This is a genomic window from Bacteroides xylanisolvens XB1A (assembly GCF_000210075.1).
GTDB classification, from domain to species: domain Bacteria; phylum Bacteroidota; class Bacteroidia; order Bacteroidales; family Bacteroidaceae; genus Bacteroides; species Bacteroides xylanisolvens.
The window spans coordinates 4,624,827-4,648,230 of sequence record NC_021017.1 but is presented as its reverse complement, the minus strand read 5'-3'; the positions used below and the strand labels follow the sequence as shown (position 1 = coordinate 4,648,230).

Below are 23,404 nucleotides of genomic sequence, written 5' to 3'. Positions count from 1 at the left end.
GTACCACATTATCTACTTTTTTGTCTTGTCGCAAACATGTCGCAAATAAGAGATAAAAAAGCCCATAGAAAACACATAGCAACCATGAACTCCATAAACGCAAAAAGCGTGCAACTCATTGAGCTGCACGCTTTTGCTTATTGTTTATTATCTGTATCCTTATCGGAATCATTTGACTTCCTCAAAGTCAGCATCCTGAACGTTATCTCCGTGCTTGCTATTATCTTGCTGACCAGCACCACCGTTCATATCAGGACCAGCCTGTGCACCACCTTGTGCACCACCCTGTGCGTACATTTCAGCACTTGCAGCCTGGAAGGCAGTATTGATTTCTGCCATAGCAGTATCGATAGCAGCCAAGTCCTGTGCTTTGTGAGCATCTTTCAATTTCTGCAAAGCAGCTTCAATCGGAGCTTTCTTATCAGCAGGCAACTTATCACCTAATTCCTTCAACTGATTTTCAGTCTGGAAGATTACGCTGTCAGCCTGGTTCAGTTTATCGATTTTTTCACGTTCTTTCTTATCTGCTTCAGCATTAGCTTCAGCTTCAGCCTTCATCTTTTCGATTTCTTCCTTGCTCAAACCGCTGGATGCTTCGATACGGATAGCTTGTTCTTTACCGGTAGCCTTATCTTTAGCAGATACTTTCAAGATACCGTTCGCATCGATATCGAATGTAACCTCAATTTGAGGAACACCACGACGAGCCGGAGCAATACCAGACAAATTGAACTGACCGATTGATTTATTCTGGGCAGCCATCGGACGTTCTCCCTGCAATACATGAATCGTAACTTCACTTTGATTATCAGCAGCAGTAGAGAATGTTTCACTCTTACGAGCCGGAATGGTAGTGTTAGCATCGATCAACTTAGTCATTACACCACCCAGTGTTTCGATACCCATTGACAGCGGAGTAACATCCAACAATACTACACCTTTGATTTCGTCTGTCAAAACAGCACCCTGCACAGCAGCACCAATAGCTACCACTTCATCCGGATTCACACCTTTAGAAGGAGCCTTGCCGAAGAAATCTTCTACCAACTTCTGAACAGCCGGAATACGTGAAGAACCACCAACAAGGATTACTTCATCAATATCAGCATTGTTCAAACCTGCATCGCTCATTGCTTTCTTACATGGTTCAAGACAAGCCTGGATCAATTCGTGAGCCAGAGATTCGAATTTTGCACGAGTCAAAGTCTTCACCAAGTGCTTAGGCACACCACCTACCGGCATGATATACGGCAAGTTGATTTCTGTACTTGTAGAAGAAGAAAGCTCAATCTTAGCTTTTTCAGCAGCTTCTTTCAGACGTTGCAAAGCCATCGGATCCTGAGTCAAGTCAGCACCTTCATCGTTCTTGAATTCCTGTACCAACCAGTTGATGATTACCTGGTCGAAGTCGTCACCACCAAGGTGAGTATCACCGTTTGTAGAAAGTACTTCAAATACACCACCACCAAATTCGAGGATAGAGATATCGAATGTACCACCACCAAGGTCGAATACAGCAATCTTCATATCTTTGTGAGCCTTATCCAGACCGTAAGCAAGAGCTGCGGCTGTCGGTTCGTTTACAATACGTTTTACTTCCAGACCGGCAATCTGTCCGGCTTCTTTTGTAGCCTGACGTTGAGAGTCGGAGAAATAAGCAGGAACGGTGATGACTGCTTCTGTTACTTCCTGTCCAAGGTAGTCTTCGGCAGTCTTCTTCATTTTCTGAAGAATCATTGCAGAGATTTCCTGCGGAGTATACAGACGTCCGTCGATGTCAACACGCGGAGTGTTGTTGTCACCTTTCACTACTTTATAAGGAACACGAGTCACTTCTTTTTGTACCTGATCCCAATTTTCACCCATGAAACGTTTGATAGAGAAGATTGTACGTGTAGGGTTCGTAATAGCCTGACGTTTTGCAGGATCACCCACTTTACGTTCGCCACCATCAACGAAAGCGACAACAGAAGGAGTTGTACGCTTACCTTCACTGTTTGCAATTACTACAGGTTCGTTACCTTCGAATACGGCAACACAAGAGTTTGTAGTTCCTAAGTCAATACCAATAATTTTTCCCATGATCGTTATTTTTTTATTTATTATTTATTCAATGATTTCTTTTTGTCCGGTTGTTTCTCTGCTCTTATCAGGGAGCTTCGCCGCGAACGGACGCTTATTAAAAAGCAAACCGTGTGCCAAAAGGAAATTATACGAATGCATGACATAATATCTGCCAAAAAGACAGTTTTAATAAATAAACACTGCTGACATAGTCATATTCAAAGCCAATCAGCAACTGTTTCTTTAAACAAATACAGGCGGCTCTGGTTCGATAAAGGAAAAAAAATATGCCTGCATCGTCAAGTGCGACACAGGCATATCCTATTATATATAACTCTTCTTTATTACTTTTCCAGCACGATGACCAATGCACCGTTTGCGTCATACAAACCAATGCCACCACCGGACAACACATCGAATGATTTCACTTCATTGATAGCTTTCAGCACCTTACCTTCTGTTTCCATATCAGGACAAGCCATCATTGTGCTTGCTACTCCCGGGAAAGAAATAGATTTGGCATTACTTGTACTGGTTTCAAAACCACCATTAATCAAATTACATCCGGCATTGCCATGAATGGTCTTTTTCTTCACATCAAAAGCAATGAAAGGTTGTTTTTCCATACCGGAAGGAATTGCTTCACCATTCACTTCTTTAATTTTCCATTCTCCATTCAAAACTGAAAGTTTCACATCAGCCTCCTTCTTTTGTAGAACGACAACCGGACGGTTGGACGAATTGCAAAGATACATCTTATCTTTACCTGCCTTCTTGTATCCTTTTACTTGCGCAAAAGCATTCAATACATTATTTTCAGTAGTCATATCCGGACACATCATTCGGGTACTAGCCATCCCTGTAAGTTCAAGGCTTCCCGGCTTCGCATTTACATCGAAACTGCCCATCATACGATTACATCCGCTATTGCCGGACACACGACCGGTCGCTGTATCAAAAGCGATAAAAGGAAGGGTTCTACTTTCGCCCGGAGCAATTTTCGAGCCGTTGACTTCTATAATATTCCATTCACCATTGATAGATGACAGGGGGATTGCCTTCTCAACCGAACGGCACGAAGACATTGCAAGTGCTGCACCAGCAATGCAAATTGAAACAAATACTTTCTTCATATTGTTATAACGTTTAAGTTAAAATCGGGGGCAAAGATATCAAAAAGATTGGAAAATAACATCCAATACAACATAAAATATATACATTTGCCAATAGATATACAACAAACGAACAATTTACATAGTTCACTTAAAGTAAACAAATATGAGAATAATTGTCCTGTCTTTAATTCTATTCTGTTGTGGCACGTGTCCTATCACAGCTCAAAGTGATTACATTGTCACTACTCCTTCCACGCAGGAAATCCCTGTAGGTGAAGAAGAACAATTCATTAAGAATAACTTTCCACTGCAACCGCTGTGTAAATGGACACCCGGAATGAAGTTTATGTTTGTTCCTTCTACACGGAACATGTTCCTTCCTACTCTTTCCAGCTACGACACCGAAAAAGGAATAGACAACAGCCTGCTGAAGCACAAGATTCTCACTTTCACGGGAACAGAAGAGAAGGCTCAAAATATATCAACCGGGACCAACTATTCCACTCGCTTCGTATTCGAATGTGAGGGAGAAAAATATTATTATGACATAAAGAACATGAGGCTGGACGAGATTTGCGAAAAGGCTCCCCGTGCCGGTATCAATGGATTGGTTTATCTGAAAGATGTAGATACTGCCAAAGAGTTGTTAATAGGAAAAACAGTCTATATACAATCTGAAAGTGCCCGAGTAGACGATGCCAACAATTATTCCGGCTATCGGGATATAGCAATTCCTGTCAATACGGAAGCTACAATTACCGCTATTGGAGTCGGCAGTCAGGCATATCCAGTGAAAATCGTATTCAAAGATACACAGGGACATTCTTATTATCTGGAAGTCGCTCTCTCGCGAACGAACTCCGGCATGGACCTGAATGATTTTCAAGGCGAAAAGAGAATGAAATATTTTTCAAATGCATTCAGTTTCACTAACAAGAGTCTGGGTACTATTGAAAGCCTGAAAAATAAATACTTGGGAATGACCGTTTATCCTAAAAAGATGCTGCCGGCCAAAAGAATCGTATCTTTTGAAGATAAGCAGACCGAATCACGTGTTCACTTGCCCCGATATACGGTTCTGCAAATAAAAGAGATTAAATTATCTCCTCCCGGCAGCCTGGCTACTCTGTCATTAACGGACAGGGACGGGGCAATCTACGAATTGGAAACAGATCTGAAATATGACGTGATTGTCAAAAATGATAATTATATCGAGGACTTTTTCGGATTCGAGGATATACATAAAAAATATCCGGGCATTACAGAAAGCCGTTGGCAGATTATCTCCCGGGGAGATTTAGAGGCAGGGATGAGTACGGTAGAATGTCGTTTATCCATTGGTGATCCGATAGAAATCGAGCTGAAAAAAGACAGTCGTTTCGAAACCTGGTTCTACAATGGCAAAACGCTGGAATTCGAAAACGGAACCTTGCAACGTTACAAATAAAAAGGAGTAGCTGCGCAATGATTATCTGAAAATAATCACGTATATTTGCCAAACCAATAAATCATAAATTATAATTCATTAAATACAGAAATGGGTAGAGTTCTTATTATTGGTGCAGGCGGTGTTGGCACTGTCGTTGCACACAAAGTGGCACAAAATGCCGATGTATTTACAGATATCATGATTGCCAGTCGTACGAAAGAGAAATGCGATAAAATCGTCGAGGCAATAGGTAACCCCAATATAAAAACAGCAAAAGTTGACGCAGACAATGTAGAGGAGCTGGTAGCCTTATTCAACGATTTCAAACCCGAAATGGTGATTAATGTGGCTCTCCCTTATCAGGATCTGACGATTATGGAAGCTTGTCTGAAAGCCGGAGTGAACTATCTGGACACCGCCAACTATGAGCCGAAAGATGAAGCTCATTTTGAATACAGCTGGCAGTGGGCTTATCACGATCGTTTCAAAGAAGCAGGTCTGACAGCTATCCTCGGCTGCGGATTCGACCCGGGAGTAAGCGGTATCTATACTGCCTATGCAGCTAAACATTATTTTGATGAGATTCAATATCTGGACATTGTAGACTGCAATGCAGGTAACCATCATAAGGCTTTTGCTACAAACTTCAATCCGGAGATCAACATTCGCGAGATTACACAAAACGGACGCTATTATGAAAATGGCAAATGGGTAACTACCGGTCCGCTGGAAATCCATAAAGACCTGACATACCCGAACATCGGTCCGCGTGACTCTTATCTTCTTTATCACGAAGAACTGGAATCTTTGGTGAAACATTATCCGACTATCAAACGTGCACGTTTCTGGATGACTTTCGGACAGGAGTATTTAACTCATTTACGCGTTATCCAAAACATCGGTATGGCACGAATCGACGAGGTTGATTACAACGGAATGAAGATTGTACCATTGCAATTCTTGAAGGCTGTATTGCCTAACCCGCAGGATTTAGGAGAAAACTACGAAGGAGAAACTTCTATCGGTTGCCGTATCCGTGGTCTGAAAGACGGTAAGGAACGTACTTACTATGTATACAACAACTGTAGTCACCAGGAAGCTTATCAGGAAACCGGTATGCAGGGAGTAAGCTACACCACCGGAGTTCCGGCAATGATTGGAGCCATGATGTTCTTCAAAGGCGAATGGAATCGTCCGGGTGTAAACAATGTAGAAGAATTCAATCCGGATCCGTTCATGGAACAACTCAATAAGCAAGGTCTTCCCTGGCATGAAGAGTTCGACAAGGATTTGGAATTATAAGCGTACACCTATTCATTAAAAGAAAGTTATGATAAACGTAGGAGATAAAGCACCGGAAGTCTTGGGTATCAATGAGAAAGGCGAAGAAATCCGTTTAAGTGCTTATAAAGGAAAAAAAATTGTGTTGTACTTCTACCCAAAGGACAGTACATCAGGTTGCACCGCACAAGCGTGTAACCTGCGCGACAACTATTCCGAACTACGTAAAGCCGGCTATGAAGTAATCGGTGTCAGCGTAGACAATGAAAAGTCGCACCAGAAATTCATCGAAAAGAACAATCTTCCTTTCACTCTGATAGCTGACACTGACAAAAAGTTAGTAGAAGAATTTGGAGTATGGGGAGAAAAGAAACTGTACGGACGTGCTTACATGGGTACTTTCCGCACTACTTTCCTGATTAATGAAGAGGGAATCGTAGAACGGATTATCACTCCCAAAGAAGTGAAAACCAAAGAACATGCCTCACAGATTTTAAATCAATAACTCCATTAATTATATAAGAATAAGGTATGGCAAAAAAAGACGAACTTAATTTTGAAACAGATAATAAAATGGCATCAAGCGAAAAACTAAAAGCCTTACAGGCTGCCATGGAAAAGATAGAAAAGAGCTTCGGTAAAGGTTCTATCATGAAAATGGGTGATGATAGTGTTGAACAAGTAGAAGTGATCCCGACAGGCTCTATTGCCCTGAACGTGGCACTTGGCGTTGGAGGTTACCCTAGAGGTAGAATCATCGAAATCTATGGCCCGGAGTCTTCCGGTAAAACAACATTGGCTATCCACGCCATTGCTGAAGCACAAAAGGCCGGCGGTATCGCTGCTTTTATTGATGCCGAACACGCTTTCGACCGTTTCTACGCATCTAAACTGGGCGTAAATATCGATGATCTTTATATCTCTCAACCGGATAACGGCGAGCAAGCGTTGGAGATTGCGGAACAACTGATTCGTTCTTCTGCTATCGACATCATCGTTATTGACTCTGTAGCTGCACTGACTCCTAAAGCGGAAATCGAAGGCGACATGGGTGATAACAAAGTAGGCCTTCAAGCACGTTTGATGTCGCAGGCTCTTCGTAAGTTGACAGCTGCTGTGAGCAAGACACGTACTACTTGTATTTTCATCAACCAGTTGCGTGAGAAGATCGGTGTTATGTTCGGTAACCCGGAAACAACAACCGGTGGTAATGCTTTGAAGTTCTACGCTTCTGTACGTTTGGATATCCGTGGTAGCCAACCGATCAAAGATGGCGAAGAGATTCTCGGTAAACTGACTAAGGTGAAAGTGGTGAAGAATAAAGTAGCACCTCCTTTCCGCAAAGCAGAATTTGACATCATGTTCGGTGAGGGTATCTCCCATTCCGGAGAAATCATCGACTTGGGTGCTGACTTGGGAATCATCAAGAAGAGCGGTTCATGGTATAGCTACAACGATACTAAGTTAGGACAAGGACGTGATGCCGCCAAACAATGCATCATGGATAATCCTGAACTGGCTGAAGAACTGGAAGGATTAATCTTTGAAGAATTGAAGAAGAAATAATTTGCTTTAATTCTGCTTTATCCACAGACTAAAACTGAATAAACAAAGGTGGGAGAAAATCGTTTACTACGATCATTCTCCCACCTTTTTCTCTTTTATATAATTCTCTCTTTTTTCCTCTTATACAAAATAAATGTATGCCAATGTGCTCAAGCTGATTATTACCCAAAGCAAAATCCCTTGAACCAAAGGCTTTATTCCAACTGCTTTCAATACATCAATAGAAAGAGAAGCACCGATGAAAAACATGGTAATCGTCAGAGTTTTACGGGCAATACCGTTAATAGCCGCTCCCAATTGTGGTACTCCATCCAGCAAATAAGTGTTTACTACCAATGCCAACACGAAGAAGAAGATAAACCATGGAATACTTATCTTTTGTCCTTTGCTCTTGAAAATAAAGGAAGTAGCAAAAGCCATCGGGATAATCCAAAGCGCACGGGTCAGTTTAATAGTGGTTGCCACTTTCAATGCTTCTTCGCCATAAGCAGCTCCTGCACCTACTACAGAACTGGTATCATGAATGGCAATGGCCGCCCATGTTCCGAATTGTTGCTGATCCATATTTAATGCATGACCAATGGCAGGGAAAATGAAAAGTGCGATAGCATTCAAGATAAAGATAGTACCCAATGCCACAGACATTTCACTGTCCTTCGCTTTCAACACTGGTCCCACTGCTGCGATAGCACTACCACCACAGATAGCAGTTCCCGAACTGATAAGATAAGCTGTATTACGGTCGATCTTGAACAACTTACGTCCAATAAACCAACCTATTACCAAGGTTCCGATCACCGAAATGACCGTAAACTCCATGCCTTCCTTACCGGAAGCTAAAGCAGAATGAAGATTCATACCAAATCCCAATCCTACAACTGAATATTGCAACAGATATTTAGAGGTTTTCTTATTAAACTTAGGATGCGCTTGTCCGCAAGTCAATGCAAAAATAAGTCCGAGGAACAAAGCAACCGGAGGAGTTACCCAAGCCGACCATGCTTCCAATCCTGGAATATAGTCTAAAAAAAGAAAGAAAGTCAGAGTAGAAAGCAGTGCAACATAAATCATTTTATTATTTGCCTGCAAAGTTTTTGTAGCTGTTGAAATCATATCTTTTTATCTTTAATTGTTTTCCGGCTGCAAAGGTACGGTAAACAATCAAGACCCGCCAATAGTTTCTAATTATGCATTATAACTTTTAATTATAAGCATACGCTTCCCTACAACTACTCTTACACTGTTATAATGTCTTTCCCAAAAGGTGATAATGCCAAAGCTGCCAATTTAAAGTGCTGTAAGCCAAAAGGAATACCAATGATAGTGATACACAATATAGCCCCGAAAACCAAATGGGACAGACAGATCCAAATGCCACCCAAAAATATCCACAGGATATTCATCAATATATAAAGGCAACCGCTAGAGCGGTTTCCACTTCTTACTTCTTTACCGAAAGGCCACAAAGCAAGTCCTGCCAGTTTCAAGGTTTGCATACCAAACGGAATACCAATAATGGTAAGCATCATCAATATACTTGAAATGAGGTATTCAACGGCAGTAAAAATACCACCAAGCAACAACCACAATAAATTCATTAAACAGCCCATATATAAATTGTATTAGTTATTTTTCCAATTTTCTTTTTGTTGTCTCATCCACTTTACCCTGATAATAGCGATCTATCACTTGCTGAAACAAATCATCTGAAGCGACTTCATTAAAGAGCGTCATACATGATAATACTTTCATCGCATCTAACGAACCAAAAACCTCCTGTGCCGTTTTATTTTTCAATTGAAGAAAAACTGACGTTATCTCACGAAGCCTTTCTCCCAAAACCGGATAGGTAAGATATGCTTCTGCCTCTTCTTTGCCGCTAATCCCATAATACTGGGAGTTATAACTCATACCCAACCCTTTCAGTTGAAGAAATATATACCAAACCCAGTGGGAATATTTCCGCCCGTTTCCCACTTCTGTAAGGGCTTGTTCATAGTCGCTTTGCTGCGCGTCCAAGAATCGTTGTAAATTATAGTTTGGCATATTCATATTTTTGCCTTAAAATAAATGTTATCTCCTTCACAATCCCTTGATTCTCATCAATTATCAACCTTATCCATTCCTTGCCCATATCAGATATTGTTTCATATATTGAATACAAATATAGCTTTTTTGTTTCACATATGAAACATAAGTTATACATACAAAAAGTCCGAACCGCTAAATACGGTTCGGAAGTATAGTTTTGTCATAGAAGTTAACGTTTGATTATTTGCTTCGTATAAATCATTTATTATAAAGAAATGAATATTTACAGATATTCTTATTGGTTTCTACCTCTGTTTCTCTTTTGTTGATAATTTCATATTCATAACCAGCTGCCGGATACTCGGAACTTTTAGGCATATTCCCAACAACATCATAATCCACACGTATTTTTTTGAAGACTCATTCCTGCTCATAGTTGTGACATAGTTATCACTATCAAATGTATACACAACAGGATGGGCTATTTTTTCTGTGTATTTGATATAAGTATGACGGTAACCGCAAAGGCGTTATCAAACGAATTGCCGAAGAAGGGAAAATCATGACTAACCTATACCAGTCTTTTTCTGCCGATCAAATTACGAATCCGGAAATATTCCCCAGCCTATTATTTTATTATGGTATGCTAACTATCATCGGAACACGTGGAAATCTGACTATCCTGGGAATTCCCAACACGAATGTCCGTAAACAATATTATGAATATATCCTGGAAGAATATCAGAATCACCATTATATCAACCTGATAGATATAGAGATTTTATTCAATGATATGGCTTTTGACGGACAATGGCGACCGGCATTGGAATTCATATCCAAAGCTTATAAGGAGAATACTTCCGTACGCAGCAGCATTGAGGGCGAACGTAACATTCAGGGATTCTTCACCGCTTACCTTAGCGTGAACGCCTACTACCTCACAATGCCTGAAGTAGAACTGAATCACGGCTTTTGCGATATGTTTCTAATGCCCGATCTGCAACGTTACGCAGAAGTAGCGCATAGCTATATCTTGGAATTAAAATATCTGCCGAAAGAAAAATACGACACCCAAGGCACCGCACAATGGCAGGAAGCCGTTGAACAAATTCATGGTTATGCTGCCGGTCCGAAAGTCCGCCAACTATGTCAGGGAACTCAACTTCACTGCATTGTCATACAATTCTGTGGCTGGGAATTAGTCCGTATGGAAGAGGTTTGATTACAAACTCTTACTGTGATGCCCGGCAAATCGCATGAAAGCTTGAGATAAACCTCCCTCCTGCCCTTGCAGTTGTACAAAATTAAACTCGCGCTGCATGGGCATTCCTTTTATCTCAACTACACGAAAATTACCGGCAACCAGTTCCTTATAAACAGAACGGATAGAAACAATTCCCATACAATCTGTATGTTCCAAAAAAAGCTTGATGCTCTCCGTACTACCGAGATACATCAATACATTCAAAGAAGAAAGTTTTAAATTATGGCGTAACAGGGAACGCTCAAACACATCCAACGTTCCTGAACCTCTCTCCCGCAAAACTAAGGGGATATTTGGCAAATCTTCCGGAGCGATCTCATCCGAAACAGCCAATTTACTATGGGTATGAACCACAGCAACCAGTTCGTCTTGCAAAAATGGAGTATACTTCAGATTAGGCAAACGGAAGATACCTTCAACCAATCCCAAATCAATCCGATGTTCTTGTAAAGCAGCTTCCACTCCCCGAGAATTTCCATTAATCAAAGAAAGATTGATCTGTGGAAACTTGGCTATAAAATCCGCCAACAAAGGAGGAAGTACATATTGCGCAATCGTAGTACTGGCACCCAGTTTCAGTTCGCTGATATATTCATTATGCAACAAATGCATCTCATATTCCAGCTGTTTATAATCGTCCAAAATCTTTTCGCTATGTTTCAATAATAGTTCTCCGGACTTAGTCAAGGAGATCTTACTGCCCTGACGATCGAACAAACGAGTCTGATAATAAGCTTCCAGTTCCTGAATGTGCTTAGTGATAGCAGGCTGACTGACAAACAGCTCTTGCGAAGCCTTCGTGAAACTTAAATTCTTCGCCACGCTCTGAAATACTTTTAAACGAAAATCGGACATGGAAAATAGTGATTAACTTATTAGTGATTAGCGATTAATGACTGAAATGGGTAGCTATGCCTATAATTCATCGGCTCTGATTCCCAATGCCTGCATGACAGGAAAAGCCAACATATCCCATTTATAAGCTACCGGAGTATCCGGTTCGTTCATTCGGAATTGGACAATCTCCTTGCCCTGTACTTCATTCAAAGCATCAGTCACTTTCTTTCCATATTCTTCATTGAAAGATACCAGAATCATTTTTTTCACATCGGCCGAATCGGCTACAATGGATAATAAGTCTAAAAACAAGTCCTCTCTCGACACCATCCCTTCCGACGGAACACTGGCAAACGAATATTCTCCATAAGGGCTTTGAAAAGCAACTCCATTCAACTCTTTCTCCAAGTCAGAAGGCTGGCAATGCGCAAGATTACCTGACTCTTTATCATAAACAAAAAGAAACTGCACTTCATTTTTTCCTTCCGCAATCCCAGCATCCAAAGTCAAATAGGTAGTCAACATCGAAAGATCGATCTCTTGTAAAGAACGTTGCAAAGTCTCTTCGAAGTATCTCTTCATATCCGTAATTACGAAATTCAGGAAAGCAGCATCAATCAGCACCACTGTCTCTGATAATTTTATTTGTGGTTTATCATTCATATCATTAGTCATCAATTAGAAAACAGATTTACTCTCTACTATAGGACAAAGATAAACTTTCTTATCTTCTCCGGAAAGAATATTTAAAAAAAAGAGAAATTATCAGGCTATTACTCAATAAAGAGGCGTACCTTTGGAGAAAATTGACAAATTTATTAAATGGCACGATAATGAATAAAAAAAAGAACCAAACTTCGATTGATCTCGATGCGATTATGACCGAAGTATTAAACTTGTTTACACCTGAAGAACAACAGGAAGTGATAGATATATTAAGCAATAACGGATTAGAAAAAATCTACCAACAAATGGAAGAAGCTTTCTATCACTATCAACATCCGGACTATAGCTCGGAAGCAACCCCCATTGCAGCTTACCTGCAAAGGCTTTGGGATATGCAGACATGCAAAGACTACCCATTTGACGAGTTTAAAAAAGATTGCACGACAGTACCCGCTGCCGAATTAGAAAAAGATTTGCGCAACTTTATCCTACATCTATTCATCCATTATCAAGGACCTCTCGAAAACGCAAAAGAAGAAGACAGACCTTTTAAGTTATGGTATATCTACTGGGCGATGGAACATTACCGAATGGAATCTTCTTTAAATATCATCTTGGAAATAATGCGGCAAAGTCCGACTTTCCTCGCTTCCTATTGCCACCTCGTACAGGATGAAGCTACCATTGCCATCATTTACCAACTCGGACAGCACCAATTGCCTTTGCTATTTAGTTTCATGAATGAAGACGGAATCGCTCCTTTCGGAAAAGAAGATATTTGTAGTGCTGTCGCACAAATTGCCATAACCAACCCTGAACGAAGATTGGAAATTATTAACTGGTTCTGCCAATTATTGAATTCTTATTACGATCGGTTTGAGCGTGGGGAAGATAATAATATCGCGATAATTGACTATATCACAAATACGTTGATGAATATCCGTGCCATAGAAACGTTGCCTATATTGGAAAAAATCTATAAACGATTCAAAATTCCCAATACATTAACGAGAAGAGGAATCAAAGAAATAAAAAAAGAAATGCCACACGCAGAACTGAAGGGATTGGAAGTGGACAGTATGGAAGAACTAATGAACTTATTGAATGAGTTCTTTGCCTTCAATGGGAATAATGAATTTGATGATAACGAATTTGATGAAGAATACGATGACGAGTTTGACGATGATGAATACGACGAATCTTTCTACATTGAAGAACAAACCTCTAAAAAGCTCAATATAAAAATTTCTTTGATTAATTCCGACCCGGAAATATATCGTATAGTGGAAGTTCCTTCCAACATCCGTCTGGAAAATTTTGCGGATGTCATAAATACCGCAATGGGGTGGGAAGGCTATCACTTGCATCTGTTTCAAAAAGGGAAAACAATATATACAGCCGATGAATACGGTGATGATCTTTTGTTTGATCCCAATAATACAGTCAACTCCTACTCTCTCTCTTTAGGAGAGATCCTTACCCGAAAAGGCTCACATATTAAATATGAATATGATTTCGGAGATAGTTGGGTGCATCGGATTACTCTGGAATCGCAACAAGCATATAAAAAGGACGAAACACAAGGCATCTTTCTCATAGACGGAGCAAATGCATGTCCACCCGAAGATTGCGGAGGAATATATGGTTACCAAGAGATGTTGGAGGCATTAAAACAACCACACTCAAAAGCTGCAAAAGAATATCGGGAATGGTTGGGAAAGAATTTCAACGCACACAAATTTAATGCGAAAAAAGTAGAAAGAGAGCTTAGAGACTTCCCGATAAGAATCTTCTAACAATTGTTTCTCCACAGAATAGTAAACTTCATTGAAAACCCATCTTATTTTGAAGCCCATCCTATTCTGTGGAGTATATGGTAAATTCGTCAGTCATATCTAGATAAAAAAGGTCATTTTGTCCTTTAACTCCTTAATACTCATGCTATTTTGTCATATTTTTATACTTGGCAAATCTTTTGAGCCCCTTTAGGTGTTATTAAAAACGTGAAATAAGAAAGGAGAACAAAGATATGAACTTTAACAATTTTACCATTAAATCTCAAGAAGCGGTACAGGAGGCCGTAAACCTGGTACAAAGCCGGGGACAACAAGCCATTGAACCTGTCCACATCATGCAGGGAGTAATGAAAGTAGGCGAAAACGTCACTAATTTCATCTTCCAAAAACTTGGTATGAATGGACAGCAAGTAGCTCTCGTGGTCGACAAGCAAATCGACTCCCTGCCGAAAGTATCCGGCGGAGAACCGTATCTAAGTCGTGAATCCAACGAAGTTTTGCAGAAAGCAACACAGTATTCTAAAGAAATGGGCGACGAGTTTGTTTCATTAGAGCCTATCATACTGGCATTGCTGACTGTTAAGAGTACCGTCTCCACGATCTTGAAAGATGCCGGTATGACGGAAAAAGAATTGCGCAACGCTATCAGCGAATTGAGAAAAGGAGAAAAGGTTACATCACAATCCAGTGAAGATACTTATCAATCATTGGAAAAGTATGCTATCAACCTGAACGAAGCTGCCCGTAGCGGAAAACTGGATCCCGTAATCGGACGTGATGAAGAAATCCGCCGAGTATTACAGATATTGAGCCGCCGTACAAAGAACAACCCGATTCTGATTGGTGAACCGGGTACCGGTAAAACGGCTATTGTAGAAGGTTTGGCACATCGTATTCTTCGCGGAGACGTGCCCGAAAACCTGAAGAACAAACAAGTTTATTCACTGGATATGGGAGCACTGGTTGCCGGCGCAAAGTACAAAGGTGAATTTGAAGAACGATTGAAATCAGTTGTCAATGAAGTGAAGAAATCAGAAGGTGATATTATTCTGTTCATTGATGAGATTCACACGCTGGTAGGTGCCGGAAAAGGTGAAGGTGCCATGGATGCTGCCAACATTCTAAAGCCCGCCTTAGCTCGTGGAGAACTACGTTCCATCGGAGCAACAACCCTCGACGAATATCAAAAATACTTCGAAAAGGATAAAGCATTGGAGCGTCGTTTCCAAATCGTGCAAGTGGACGAACCGGATAACTTGAGTACCATTTCCATCCTTCGTGGATTGAAAGAACGTTACGAGAACCATCATCACGTACGTATCAAAGACGACGCAATCATTGCAGCCGTCGAATTGAGTAGCCGTTACATCACCGACCGTTTCCTGCCGGATAAAGCCATTGACCTGATGGACGAAGCCGCAGCCAAACTGCGTATGGAAGTAGATTCCGTTCCTGAAGAACTGGATGAGATTTCCCGTAAAATCAAGCAGCTGGAAATTGAACGCGAGGCTATCAAACGTGAAAACGATAAACCGAAACTGGAAATTATCGGTAAGGAACTTGCCGAGCTCAAAGAACAGGAAAAGTCCTTTAAAGCTAAATGGCAAAGTGAGAAAACGCTGATGGATAAAATCCAGCAGAACAAGGTTGAGATAGAGAATCTTAAATTCGAAGCAGAAAAAGCCGAACGTGAAGGCGATTATGGTAAAGTAGCCGAAATCCGTTATGGTAAACTTCAGGCTTTGGATAAAGAAATAGAAGATACTCAAAAGCAACTGCGTGATATGCAAGGCGATAAAGCCATGATTAAGGAGGAGGTAGACGCTGAAGATATTGCTGATGTTGTTTCCCGCTGGACTGGTATTCCTGTCAGCAAGATGCTGCAAAGTGAAAAAGATAAACTGTTGCACTTGGAAGAAGAACTTCATCAACGTGTAATTGGTCAGGACGAAGCGATTGAAGCGGTGGCAGATGCTGTGCGCCGTAGCCGTGCCGGATTACAAGATCCGAAACGTCCGATCGGGTCATTTATCTTCCTGGGAACCACCGGCGTAGGTAAGACCGAATTAGCAAAGGCATTGGCAGAGTTCCTGTTTGATGACGAAACGATGATGACTCGTATCGATATGAGTGAGTATCAGGAAAAGCATAGTGTCTCCCGTCTGGTCGGAGCGCCTCCGGGATATGTTGGATACGATGAGGGCGGTCAGTTGACAGAAGCTATACGACGGAAACCTTACTCTGTTGTTTTGTTTGACGAAATAGAAAAGGCTCATCCGGATGTCTTCAATATTCTGTTACAGGTATTGGATGACGGACGACTGACTGACAATAAAGGAAGGGTGGTCAACTTCAAAAATACCATTATCATCATGACTTCAAATATGGGCAGTTCTTATATACAAAGTCAGATGGAGAAGTTGCATGGTTCCAATAAGGAAGAAGTAATCGAAGAAACGAAGAAGGAAGTGATGAATATGTTGAAAAAGACAATTCGTCCGGAATTCCTGAACCGTATTGATGAAACGATTATGTTCTTACCATTGAACGAAAAAGAAATCAAGCAAATCGTACTTTTACAAATTAAGGGAGTACAGAAAATGCTTGCCGAAAACGGAGTGGAACTGCAATTGACAGAAGGAGCATTGAACTTCTTATCGCAAGTGGGTTATGATCCTGAATTTGGAGCTCGTCCGGTGAAGAGGGCTATTCAACGCTATCTGCTGAATGATCTATCCAAGAAGTTACTATCACAGGAAGTCGACCGAAGCAAAGCAATTATCGTTGATGCTGACGGAGACGGATTGGTATTCAGAAATTAAAAGTCATCATTCAAATAGAATGGGGCTGTCAAACAAGTCCCTAAAATCGAAAATCACTCCTATCAGAGTTTGTTTAAACTCTGATAGGGGTGAAATCGTTAAAAAGAAACTTGTTAGGCAGCCCCTTTTTTATATTCCTAAATATGTAATTCGCCGAACTTCCGGTTGGCAGTTCGGATGACTCATCACCAAAACATAAGTGCCCGGTTGGGGTATTTCCATAGTCAATGAAGGCAAAGCAAACTTATGTTTACCTCTTAGTTCTCCCAGTGAATCGTAAAGGAATACCATTGTACCTGCCAACAAACCTGTCAGGCATAATGTCCCTTTTTCATTGTCCAAACGGACGTTTACTTCTTTATTTGTTATTGTCTCCATACCCAACATTAAAAAACGTTATTCAGCATCCACGAGCTATATTCCCAAGAATGGCGAACAGCGACAAAGATACATAAAAAGCATCATTATTTACAACATAAGTAGAAGATATTTATTATTGCAAAAGATTACCCAAATAATACTAATTTTTTCCTAAACCTACAAGTGTTTATATAAAAAAACATGATAACCACCTTAAATGATTATCATGTTCTTTATTCCTATTAAATAAACTATACAGATTACTCTGCAACTTCTTCTTCCTTAATCTCTCCTTCCGGTTTGAATTCTGTAATTCCATTAGAAATTAAGATGTTATACCAAGCAACCAATTTCTTAATATCGGCTACATATACACGTTCACGATCAAAATTAGGTAATACTTCAGCCAAGTATTCACGCAATTGTTCGGGAGTCGCTTTTTTCGGATCAATAGAAGCCTGCGCTGATTTTTCTTTCTCTTTTATTGACTCCAACACATCATACAAAGGAACTTCTGCATCGTCCGTGTACATTGCTATATCTGCCAAAGAGATAATTTTTTCATTACCATAAGCAGGGAAACGTTTCTTTTCAGCATTGACTGATTCAACAATCAACATATTTTTTCCTTGCGAAATAAGTTTGTATAATCCCGGTTTACCTGAGATAGACAAGATAGTCTTCAACATAGTATATATCCTTTTATTTATTAATTATTTTTTTGCGGAGCAAAGGTAATGATTATTTTTAGATAGCAAAGAAATAAGCTCCAAAACCTGTGGAATTAACGGTGTTTCATCATCATTCACTATCACGAAATCGGCATGGCTTCTCTTTACTTCATCACTCATTTGAGCTTCGATACGCTTCATCACCAGTTCTCTTGACGAACAGTCCCGCTTTACAGCACGTTCCACTCTCACTTCCAGCGGCGCATATACCATAACCAGAAAATCAACTTCATCCTTAAAACCAGCTTCCACCAGTATTGCAGACTCCATACCCACCAGCAGTTCACTTTTCAACCGGGCAGCCCATTGTCGGAAATCTTCTTTCACTTGCGGATGAATAATCTCATTCACTTTCCGCACATGCTCCTGATGACCGAACATATAAGAAGCCAACAAAGAACGATTCAACTCTCCACCCTGAAACACATCCTGACCAACCAGATCACAAAGCCCCCGGCGAATCACCGGATCTGTCTGTGTAATTCGCTTTGCTTCTATATCTGATATATAGACAGGTATTCCCATTATTTCGAGTAGCCTGGAAACAACACTTTTTCCACTACCAATGCCACCGGTTATGCCAATCTTAATCGCCATTAGAAGTAATTTGTTCTATCAGGAAGTCCACTTGCTCGGGAACAATACGTATTTGATTTATTCCACTTGGAAACGACTTCAATTTAACCGTATATTTATCAGAGCCAAGCTTCAGCAATTCTTCATAAGAGATATTGATGATAAAATCGCTTGCTTTTATACTGCGGAACCGTTTTAAGCCCACTTGAAAAGTAATCTGAACTTTGGAAGGAAAAGTACGTAACACCTTATCTGCCGGAAAATTAACTCCATGTAATGGCACTTCGACCGTTTTCTCCGTATAAATATCCACCGGGAAAGTCATTTCTACCGAAGCCGGAACAAACTTCACTCCTCTTTCAGAAGTCAGCGGAATTCGTCGCCGGGTTGTATCAGATATATTCTCCAAAGTTATATTTTGAGTATATGCAGTTGTTATAGTATCCAAAATTCCTTCCGGAGCATAAACCAATACAGAGTCCGGCTTACAAATGGTGTCAGATACATAATATTGAAGTCCGGCTGTCACTTTCCCCTGAAAACGAACAGGAACCAGCTTGGACTTTCCTTCGGAATAGATATATTCTAATGTATCCGGCTTGATCGATAGGATTTTGGAGGATACATTCAGTTGGCTTAATATTTTTTTCTCAAAGTCGGAAGCATAAATTTTCACATGATTATCTTTTCCTTTATAATCAAGAAAACCTAGATTGACCGGAAAGAAACTTTTCCCCAACATATAATTGAGAAGCACTGTCCCTTTATCTTTCACTCGAACACGAAGTTCGGAAGGAGGTTCCGAAGTCAACACTACATTGTTAGGAAGATCTTTCATTCGCACCGGGATAGAAAACTCCGCTTCATAATCATTATTGAGCGTCTGAAGCAACCAGAATCCACCGGCTATCAGAAAGAAAAATAAAAAAATTAAGAACTCTCTGCTCTTATCACTGAGCAGAAAATCCTTAATTTTCTTAGATAGTTTTAAATATGTATATTTTATATTCCTACGATCAAACATAGGCATTTATTTACCAACTATTTATTTAGACTGATTGCTAGCCGCTGAAGCATCAGCGAATATAGAATTCTTGTCTATTTTAATCTTTACATTAGAAGCAATCTCAAGTACTATATAGTCGTCAGTAATTTCCTTGATTGTTCCGTGGATACCACCTGCAGTAATCACATTCTGATTTACCTGAAGAGATTTACGGAAATTAGCTATTTCTTTCTGCTTCTTATTTTGAGGACGGATCATAAAGAAATACATGATAACAAACATAGCTATCAGCATGATCCACATCATACTTCCACCTCCGGCAGCACCGGCAGGAGCTTGCAATAATACAGTCAATACGTTCATAAATAATCTGTTTTAGTTTCTACTATATGGACAAAGGTATCAGTTTTTAGTCAACTTACCTTCTTTTTTTAATTGATTAACTATTCCATCCAGCGTACCGTTGATAAAGCTACCGCTTTTAGCTGTGCTATACAACTTCGCAATCTCTACATATTCATTTAACGAAACACTGACCGGAATGTTCGGGAAACTAAGAATTTCTGCTAATGCAGTCTGCATAATGATTACATCCATAAATGCGATGCGGTCCAAATCCCAGTTTTTTGTATTCTCACTCACCAAATGACGGTAATAGTCAGAATTCAAAATGGTGCGACGGAACAGACGACGTGCAAACTCCTGATCTTCGTCATCCTTAAATTCCGGAAGCAGTTCCTGGTTGGCACCCTTCTTTTCATCAAAGCGTTTGATTGTTTTCAAGACGAACGTGTCTACAATTTCTTTATCATCATTCCAGTACAGACTCTGGTCTTCCAATACCTGGTCAAGAGAATCATTATTAAAGATGTATGTCTTATAGATTTTTCTCCACAGTTCACGATCAGCTTCGTATGAGTTGTCATCAGAAGCCATATAATCTTTATAGATATCGGTTTCTACAATTTTCTCATAAAGCTCTTTGATAAAATCCTGGTCGTTTGTCCAGGTTCTTTTCTGATTAGCTATAAACTCCGTCAATTGTTTATTGACTTCCAATTGAGCAATAAACTTGTTATCTACGAACTTCCTGTTGGGATACAATTCCTCTGTCGTAGGTGCCAATTTAGCTTTTGCCGCATCAATACGTTTTTGTGCATACTCTGTCAATGCTATCATCAGCATTAACAAATAGTTGTAAAGGTCATACGCCTTTGAAAGACTAAAGAATAACTCTTTCTCCGCTGAGTCTAGATTTTTGCTGCCATTCTGATAATAGGCATATACTATCTGTATAATCTTAAGACGAATAAGAACTCTGTTGATCATAATTCAAATTAATACTGTTGTTATCGAACTGCAAAAGTAGATATTTTTAATGAGTTTCCACTAATAAATCACATTTTTTAATGCAGTATTTGATTCTCTGCGCTTTTTCTTTTGACAGTTTAAAAAAAATATCCAATTTTGAAGCCGATTATAAACGGACCGAAAGATATGGAAGATTTAAAAAAGAAAATGAGCGCAGACATGAATGATAAGGAGATCGTATTCTCCAAGTCCATTAAGGCAGGTAAACGCATCTATTACCTCGACGTAAAAAAGAATCGTAAAGATGAAATGTTCCTGGCTATTACAGAGAGCAAAAAAGTGATAACGGGAGAAGGCGATGATTCTCAAGTTAGTTTCGAGAAACACAAAATCTTCCTATATAGGGAAGACTTTCAGAAGTTTATGGCAGGACTCGAAGAAGCAGTCAATTTCATTGAGTGCAGCGACGCAAACGAATATATCGCCCGCCTGAACATCGAAGCTGATGAAGAAAATGAACGGAAAGCAATCGAAGAAGCCCGGGAAAACAAATTGGAGAGCGAAATTAAGATTGATATTGACTTTTAAGAAAGTAACTCTTTGATATTTCAAAAAAAAGATGTACTTTTGCACCGCTTTTTTGCAACATCGTGTGATAATCCACATCGTGTGATGGTGAATTAAGCAAACTAACTTAATTTAGAGTAACACAATTTTTTAAAGAAATGAAATCAATTGAAGTAAAAGGAACTGCAAGAACAATTGCAGAACGCTCTTCAGAACAAGCAAGAGCTTTGAAAGAAATTCGTAAAAACGGTGGTGTACCTTGTGTACTTTACGGAGGTAATGAAGTAGTTCACTTCACAGTGACTAACGAAGGACTTCGTAACTTGGTTTATACTCCGCACATCTACGTTGTAGACCTGATTATCGATGGCAAAAAAGTAAACGCTATCCTGAAAGATATTCAGTTCCACCCGGTAAAAGATACTATCCTACACGTTGACTTCTATCAAATTGACGAAGCTAAACCTATCGTAATGGAAGTTCCTGTACAATTGGAAGGTCTTGCAGAAGGTGTGAAAGCCGGTGGTAAACTTGCACTGCAGATGCGTAAGATCAAAGTGAAAGCTTTGTACAATGTAATTCCTGAAAAGTTGACCGTTAACGTTTCTCACCTGGGCTTGGGTAAGACTGTTAAAGTTGGCGAATTGAGCTTCGAAGGTCTTGAACTGATTAGTGCAAAAGAAGCCGTTGTATGTGCTGTTAAGTTGACTCGTGCAGCAAGAGGTGCAGCAGCAGCCGCTGGTAAGTAATTGAGATTATCCCTGTAAAGAGATATACTTCAAACGCAGATTAATGCAGATTAAAGCAGATGTTCAGTCTGCATTAATTTGTATTAATCTGCGTTTCTCTTTCTATATTAATGAACTGTTTTACGGAAATACGATGATAAAATACTTAGTTGTCGGACTGGGAAACATTGGTCCCGAATATCATGAAACGCGACATAATATCGGATTCATGACAGTAGAAGCATTGGCTAGAATCAATAACGCTCCTCCTTTTATGGATGGACGATATGGATTCACTACCAGCTTTTCTATCAAAGGACGCCAGTTGATTTTGCTTAAGCCATCGACTTTTATGAACCTAAGCGGACTGGCCGTTCGCTATTGGATGCAGAAAGAAAATATTCCATTGGAAAATGTACTGATCGTAGTAGATGATCTGGCTCTTCCCTTTGGAACTTTACGCCTGAAGGGAAAAGGGAGTGATGCAGGACATAATGGATTGAAGCATATCGCCGCTATTCTGGGCACTCAAAACTATGCCCGCCTGCGATTTGGTATCGGAAATGATTTTCCACGTGGCGGACAGGTTGATTATGTACTCGGACACTTCACTGACGAAGATTGGAAAACAATGGATGAAAGACTGGAGATGGCAGGGGAAATTATAAAAAGTTTCTGTCTCGCCGGTATTGACATCACGATGAACCAGTTCAATAAAAAATAATAGACTAGTCCTATAAAAATAAAGATAGCAATGAACGGTTAGCGATAAATGACAACGTCAACTGATACTAACCAACGAATTGCTTATCACTAAACAACTAACTAAAATGGCCGAAGCAAGAATAGATAAATGGATGTGGGCTGTCCGCATCTTCAAGACACGTACGATTGCAGCAGAAGCCTGCAAAAAAGGACGTATTACCATCAACGGTTCTCTAGCCAAAGCTGCCCGTATGATAAAACCGGGAGACGTTATTCAGGTGAAGAAACCGCCTATCACTTATTCATTCAAGGTATTACAAACTATTGAAAAACGTGTGGGAGCCAAACTTGTATCGGAAATGATGGAAAACGTAACTACTCCCGATCAATACGAACTGCTTGAAATGAGTAAAATCAGCGGATTCGTAGACCGTGCACGTGGAACCGGACGTCCGACCAAGAAAGATCGTCGGGAACTGGAAGAATTTACAACTCCGGAGTTCATGGATGATTTCGACTTTGATTTCGATTTTGACAGTGAAGAATAAT

The 23,404-nt window shown here is 40.1% G+C and carries 23 protein-coding genes and 1 pseudogene; 11 read left to right on the top strand and 13 right to left on the bottom strand.

Annotated features, from left to right (window positions below):
• Window positions 1-168: 168 nt before the first annotated feature.
• Together dnaK and BXY_RS17885 are read right to left on the bottom strand one after the other, a co-directional pair.
• Complete coding sequence (dnaK, locus tag BXY_RS17890; protein ID WP_008021329.1) at window positions 169-2,082, bottom strand: molecular chaperone DnaK; 1,914 nt, start codon at window positions 2,080-2,082, stop codon at window positions 169-171.
• Between the two features lie 326 nt (window positions 2,083-2,408).
• Window positions 2,409-3,197, bottom strand: a complete 789-nt coding sequence (locus BXY_RS17885) for an META domain-containing protein (protein ID WP_004313951.1) — start codon at window positions 3,195-3,197, stop codon at window positions 2,409-2,411.
• A gap of 145 nt (window positions 3,198-3,342) precedes the next feature.
• On the opposite strand from BXY_RS17885, the gene BXY_RS17880 reads away from it, so the two are divergent.
• The 4 genes from BXY_RS17880 (at window position 3,343) to recA (ending at window position 7,455) form a co-directional block, all read left to right on the top strand.
• Window positions 3,343-4,626 carry a hypothetical protein gene (locus tag BXY_RS17880; RefSeq protein WP_004313953.1) on the top strand — a complete coding sequence of 428 codons (1,284 nt, stop codon included), beginning with the start codon at window positions 3,343-3,345 and terminating at the stop codon, window positions 4,624-4,626.
• Between the two features lie 90 nt (window positions 4,627-4,716).
• Entirely contained in the window at window positions 4,717-5,910 is a 1,194-nt protein-coding gene (locus BXY_RS17875; protein ID WP_004312514.1) for a saccharopine dehydrogenase family protein, read from the top strand.
• Between the two features lie 28 nt (window positions 5,911-5,938).
• Window positions 5,939-6,394 carry a thioredoxin-dependent thiol peroxidase gene (gene bcp, locus BXY_RS17870; RefSeq protein WP_004312515.1) on the top strand — a complete coding sequence of 152 codons (456 nt, stop codon included), beginning with the start codon at window positions 5,939-5,941 and terminating at the stop codon, window positions 6,392-6,394.
• A 26-nt stretch (window positions 6,395-6,420) separates the two neighbouring features.
• Window positions 6,421-7,455 (top strand): recombinase RecA, encoded by a 1,035-nt coding sequence (gene recA / locus BXY_RS17865; protein ID WP_004312516.1) that lies wholly within the window; start codon window positions 6,421-6,423, stop codon window positions 7,453-7,455.
• Between the two features lie 120 nt (window positions 7,456-7,575).
• Here recA and BXY_RS17860 read toward each other — a convergent pair whose 3' ends face one another.
• The 3 genes from BXY_RS17860 to BXY_RS17850 all read right to left on the bottom strand — a co-directional run bounded on the left by BXY_RS17860 (window position 7,576) and on the right by BXY_RS17850 (window position 9,501).
• Complete coding sequence (locus BXY_RS17860) at window positions 7,576-8,568, bottom strand: YeiH family protein (protein ID WP_004312517.1); 993 nt, start codon at window positions 8,566-8,568, stop codon at window positions 7,576-7,578.
• Between the two features lie 122 nt (window positions 8,569-8,690).
• Window positions 8,691-9,065: a YccF domain-containing protein gene (locus BXY_RS17855; RefSeq protein ID WP_074707239.1), complete on the bottom strand. Its 375-nt coding sequence runs from the start codon at window positions 9,063-9,065 to the stop codon at window positions 8,691-8,693.
• Between the two features lie 16 nt (window positions 9,066-9,081).
• On the bottom strand, window positions 9,082-9,501 hold the full coding sequence (locus tag BXY_RS17850; RefSeq protein ID WP_008997494.1) for a DUF1810 domain-containing protein: 420 nt from the start codon (window positions 9,499-9,501) through the stop codon (window positions 9,082-9,084).
• A 490-nt stretch (window positions 9,502-9,991) separates the two neighbouring features.
• Between BXY_RS17850 and BXY_RS17845 the strand changes: the two are divergent.
• Window positions 9,992-10,708: pseudogene (locus BXY_RS17845) on the top strand (PD-(D/E)XK nuclease domain-containing protein); the annotation flags it as partial.
• Here BXY_RS17845 and BXY_RS17840 read toward each other — a convergent pair.
• Window positions 10,709-11,605, bottom strand: a complete 897-nt coding sequence (locus BXY_RS17840) for a LysR family transcriptional regulator (protein ID WP_015532575.1) — start codon at window positions 11,603-11,605, stop codon at window positions 10,709-10,711.
• Between the two features lie 60 nt (window positions 11,606-11,665).
• The gene (locus BXY_RS17835; RefSeq protein ID WP_009040390.1) at window positions 11,666-12,250 is read right to left on the bottom strand and encodes a DUF6621 family protein; all 585 of its coding nucleotides are present in this window, start codon (window positions 12,248-12,250) and stop codon (window positions 11,666-11,668) included.
• Between the two features lie 170 nt (window positions 12,251-12,420).
• On the opposite strand from BXY_RS17835, the gene BXY_RS17830 reads away from it, so the two are divergent.
• Entirely contained in the window at window positions 12,421-14,049 is a 1,629-nt protein-coding gene (locus tag BXY_RS17830; RefSeq protein ID WP_015532574.1) for a plasmid pRiA4b ORF-3 family protein, read from the top strand.
• A 233-nt stretch (window positions 14,050-14,282) separates the two neighbouring features.
• Window positions 14,283-16,871, top strand: coding sequence for an ATP-dependent chaperone ClpB (clpB, locus tag BXY_RS17825; RefSeq protein WP_004313964.1), 2,589 nt, complete (start codon window positions 14,283-14,285; stop codon window positions 16,869-16,871).
• Window positions 16,872-17,000: 129 nt separating this feature from the next.
• On the opposite strand, the gene BXY_RS17820 is transcribed toward clpB, so the two are convergent.
• From BXY_RS17820 to nusB, 6 genes are all read right to left on the bottom strand, one after another.
• Window positions 17,001-17,258: a hypothetical protein gene (locus BXY_RS17820; RefSeq protein ID WP_015532573.1), complete on the bottom strand. Its 258-nt coding sequence runs from the start codon at window positions 17,256-17,258 to the stop codon at window positions 17,001-17,003.
• Between the two features lie 233 nt (window positions 17,259-17,491).
• A complete protein-coding gene (locus tag BXY_RS17815) occupies window positions 17,492-17,920 on the bottom strand; it encodes a DUF5606 family protein (RefSeq protein ID WP_004313967.1) in 429 nt (142 codons plus the stop codon).
• A 24-nt stretch (window positions 17,921-17,944) separates the two neighbouring features.
• Window positions 17,945-18,559, bottom strand: coding sequence for a dephospho-CoA kinase (gene coaE, locus BXY_RS17810; protein ID WP_004313970.1), 615 nt, complete (start codon window positions 18,557-18,559; stop codon window positions 17,945-17,947).
• Complete coding sequence (locus tag BXY_RS17805) at window positions 18,549-19,562, bottom strand: CdaR family protein (RefSeq protein WP_004313972.1); 1,014 nt, start codon at window positions 19,560-19,562, stop codon at window positions 18,549-18,551. The genes coaE and BXY_RS17805 overlap by 11 nt, the downstream gene beginning before the upstream one ends.
• 21 nt (window positions 19,563-19,583) lie before the next feature.
• Window positions 19,584-19,907 carry a preprotein translocase subunit YajC gene (gene yajC / locus BXY_RS17800; RefSeq protein WP_004302063.1) on the bottom strand — a complete coding sequence of 108 codons (324 nt, stop codon included), beginning with the start codon at window positions 19,905-19,907 and terminating at the stop codon, window positions 19,584-19,586.
• A 39-nt stretch (window positions 19,908-19,946) separates the two neighbouring features.
• Window positions 19,947-20,873 carry a transcription antitermination factor NusB gene (gene nusB, locus BXY_RS17795; RefSeq protein WP_004313974.1) on the bottom strand — a complete coding sequence of 309 codons (927 nt, stop codon included), beginning with the start codon at window positions 20,871-20,873 and terminating at the stop codon, window positions 19,947-19,949.
• Window positions 20,874-21,041: 168 nt separating this feature from the next.
• Here nusB and BXY_RS17790 point away from each other — a divergent pair, with 168 nt between their 5' ends.
• From BXY_RS17790 to BXY_RS17775, 4 genes are all read left to right on the top strand, one after another.
• Complete coding sequence (locus BXY_RS17790) at window positions 21,042-21,443, top strand: PUR family DNA/RNA-binding protein (protein ID WP_004309787.1); 402 nt, start codon at window positions 21,042-21,044, stop codon at window positions 21,441-21,443.
• 137 nt (window positions 21,444-21,580) lie between these two features.
• Window positions 21,581-22,171, top strand: a complete 591-nt coding sequence (locus BXY_RS17785; protein WP_004309786.1) for a 50S ribosomal protein L25/general stress protein Ctc — start codon at window positions 21,581-21,583, stop codon at window positions 22,169-22,171.
• A 136-nt stretch (window positions 22,172-22,307) separates the two neighbouring features.
• On the top strand, window positions 22,308-22,874 hold the full coding sequence (pth, locus tag BXY_RS17780; RefSeq protein ID WP_032811507.1) for an aminoacyl-tRNA hydrolase: 567 nt from the start codon (window positions 22,308-22,310) through the stop codon (window positions 22,872-22,874).
• Between the two features lie 106 nt (window positions 22,875-22,980).
• Window positions 22,981-23,403: an RNA-binding S4 domain-containing protein gene (locus BXY_RS17775; protein WP_008021285.1), complete on the top strand. Its 423-nt coding sequence runs from the start codon at window positions 22,981-22,983 to the stop codon at window positions 23,401-23,403.
• Window position 23,404 lies beyond the last annotated feature (1 nt).

Bases quoted from the DNA above. Each gene is read 5' to 3' on its own strand.
- BXY_RS17815 (WP_004313967.1), bottom strand. From the start codon at position 17,920: ATGTTGAAGACTATCTTGTCTATCTCAGGTAAACCGGGATTATACAAA.
- nusB (WP_004313974.1), bottom strand. From the start codon at position 20,873: ATGATCAACAGAGTTCTTATTCGTCTTAAGATTATACAGATAGTATAT.
- recA (WP_004312516.1), top strand. From the start codon at position 6,421: ATGGCAAAAAAAGACGAACTTAATTTTGAAACAGATAATAAAATGGCA.
- BXY_RS17775 (WP_008021285.1), top strand. From the start codon at position 22,981: ATGGCCGAAGCAAGAATAGATAAATGGATGTGGGCTGTCCGCATCTTC.
- BXY_RS17855 (WP_074707239.1), bottom strand. From the start codon at position 9,065: ATGGGCTGTTTAATGAATTTATTGTGGTTGTTGCTTGGTGGTATTTTT.
- BXY_RS17785 (WP_004309786.1), top strand. From the start codon at position 21,581: ATGAAATCAATTGAAGTAAAAGGAACTGCAAGAACAATTGCAGAACGC.
- dnaK (WP_008021329.1), bottom strand. From the start codon at position 2,082: ATGGGAAAAATTATTGGTATTGACTTAGGAACTACAAACTCTTGTGTT.
- clpB (WP_004313964.1), top strand. From the start codon at position 14,283: ATGAACTTTAACAATTTTACCATTAAATCTCAAGAAGCGGTACAGGAG.
- BXY_RS17860 (WP_004312517.1), bottom strand. From the start codon at position 8,568: ATGATTTCAACAGCTACAAAAACTTTGCAGGCAAATAATAAAATGATT.
- BXY_RS17790 (WP_004309787.1), top strand. From the start codon at position 21,042: ATGGAAGATTTAAAAAAGAAAATGAGCGCAGACATGAATGATAAGGAG.
- BXY_RS17820 (WP_015532573.1), bottom strand. From the start codon at position 17,258: ATGTTGGGTATGGAGACAATAACAAATAAAGAAGTAAACGTCCGTTTG.
- BXY_RS17885 (WP_004313951.1), bottom strand. From the start codon at position 3,197: ATGAAGAAAGTATTTGTTTCAATTTGCATTGCTGGTGCAGCACTTGCA.
- BXY_RS17850 (WP_008997494.1), bottom strand. From the start codon at position 9,501: ATGCCAAACTATAATTTACAACGATTCTTGGACGCGCAGCAAAGCGAC.
- coaE (WP_004313970.1), bottom strand. From the start codon at position 18,559: ATGGCGATTAAGATTGGCATAACCGGTGGCATTGGTAGTGGAAAAAGT.
- BXY_RS17840 (WP_015532575.1), bottom strand. From the start codon at position 11,605: ATGTCCGATTTTCGTTTAAAAGTATTTCAGAGCGTGGCGAAGAATTTA.
- bcp (WP_004312515.1), top strand. From the start codon at position 5,939: ATGATAAACGTAGGAGATAAAGCACCGGAAGTCTTGGGTATCAATGAG.
- BXY_RS17875 (WP_004312514.1), top strand. From the start codon at position 4,717: ATGGGTAGAGTTCTTATTATTGGTGCAGGCGGTGTTGGCACTGTCGTT.
- yajC (WP_004302063.1), bottom strand. From the start codon at position 19,907: ATGAACGTATTGACTGTATTATTGCAAGCTCCTGCCGGTGCTGCCGGA.
- BXY_RS17880 (WP_004313953.1), top strand. From the start codon at position 3,343: ATGAGAATAATTGTCCTGTCTTTAATTCTATTCTGTTGTGGCACGTGT.
- BXY_RS17830 (WP_015532574.1), top strand. From the start codon at position 12,421: ATGAATAAAAAAAAGAACCAAACTTCGATTGATCTCGATGCGATTATG.
- BXY_RS17805 (WP_004313972.1), bottom strand. From the start codon at position 19,562: ATGTTTGATCGTAGGAATATAAAATATACATATTTAAAACTATCTAAG.
- BXY_RS17835 (WP_009040390.1), bottom strand. From the start codon at position 12,250: ATGAATGATAAACCACAAATAAAATTATCAGAGACAGTGGTGCTGATT.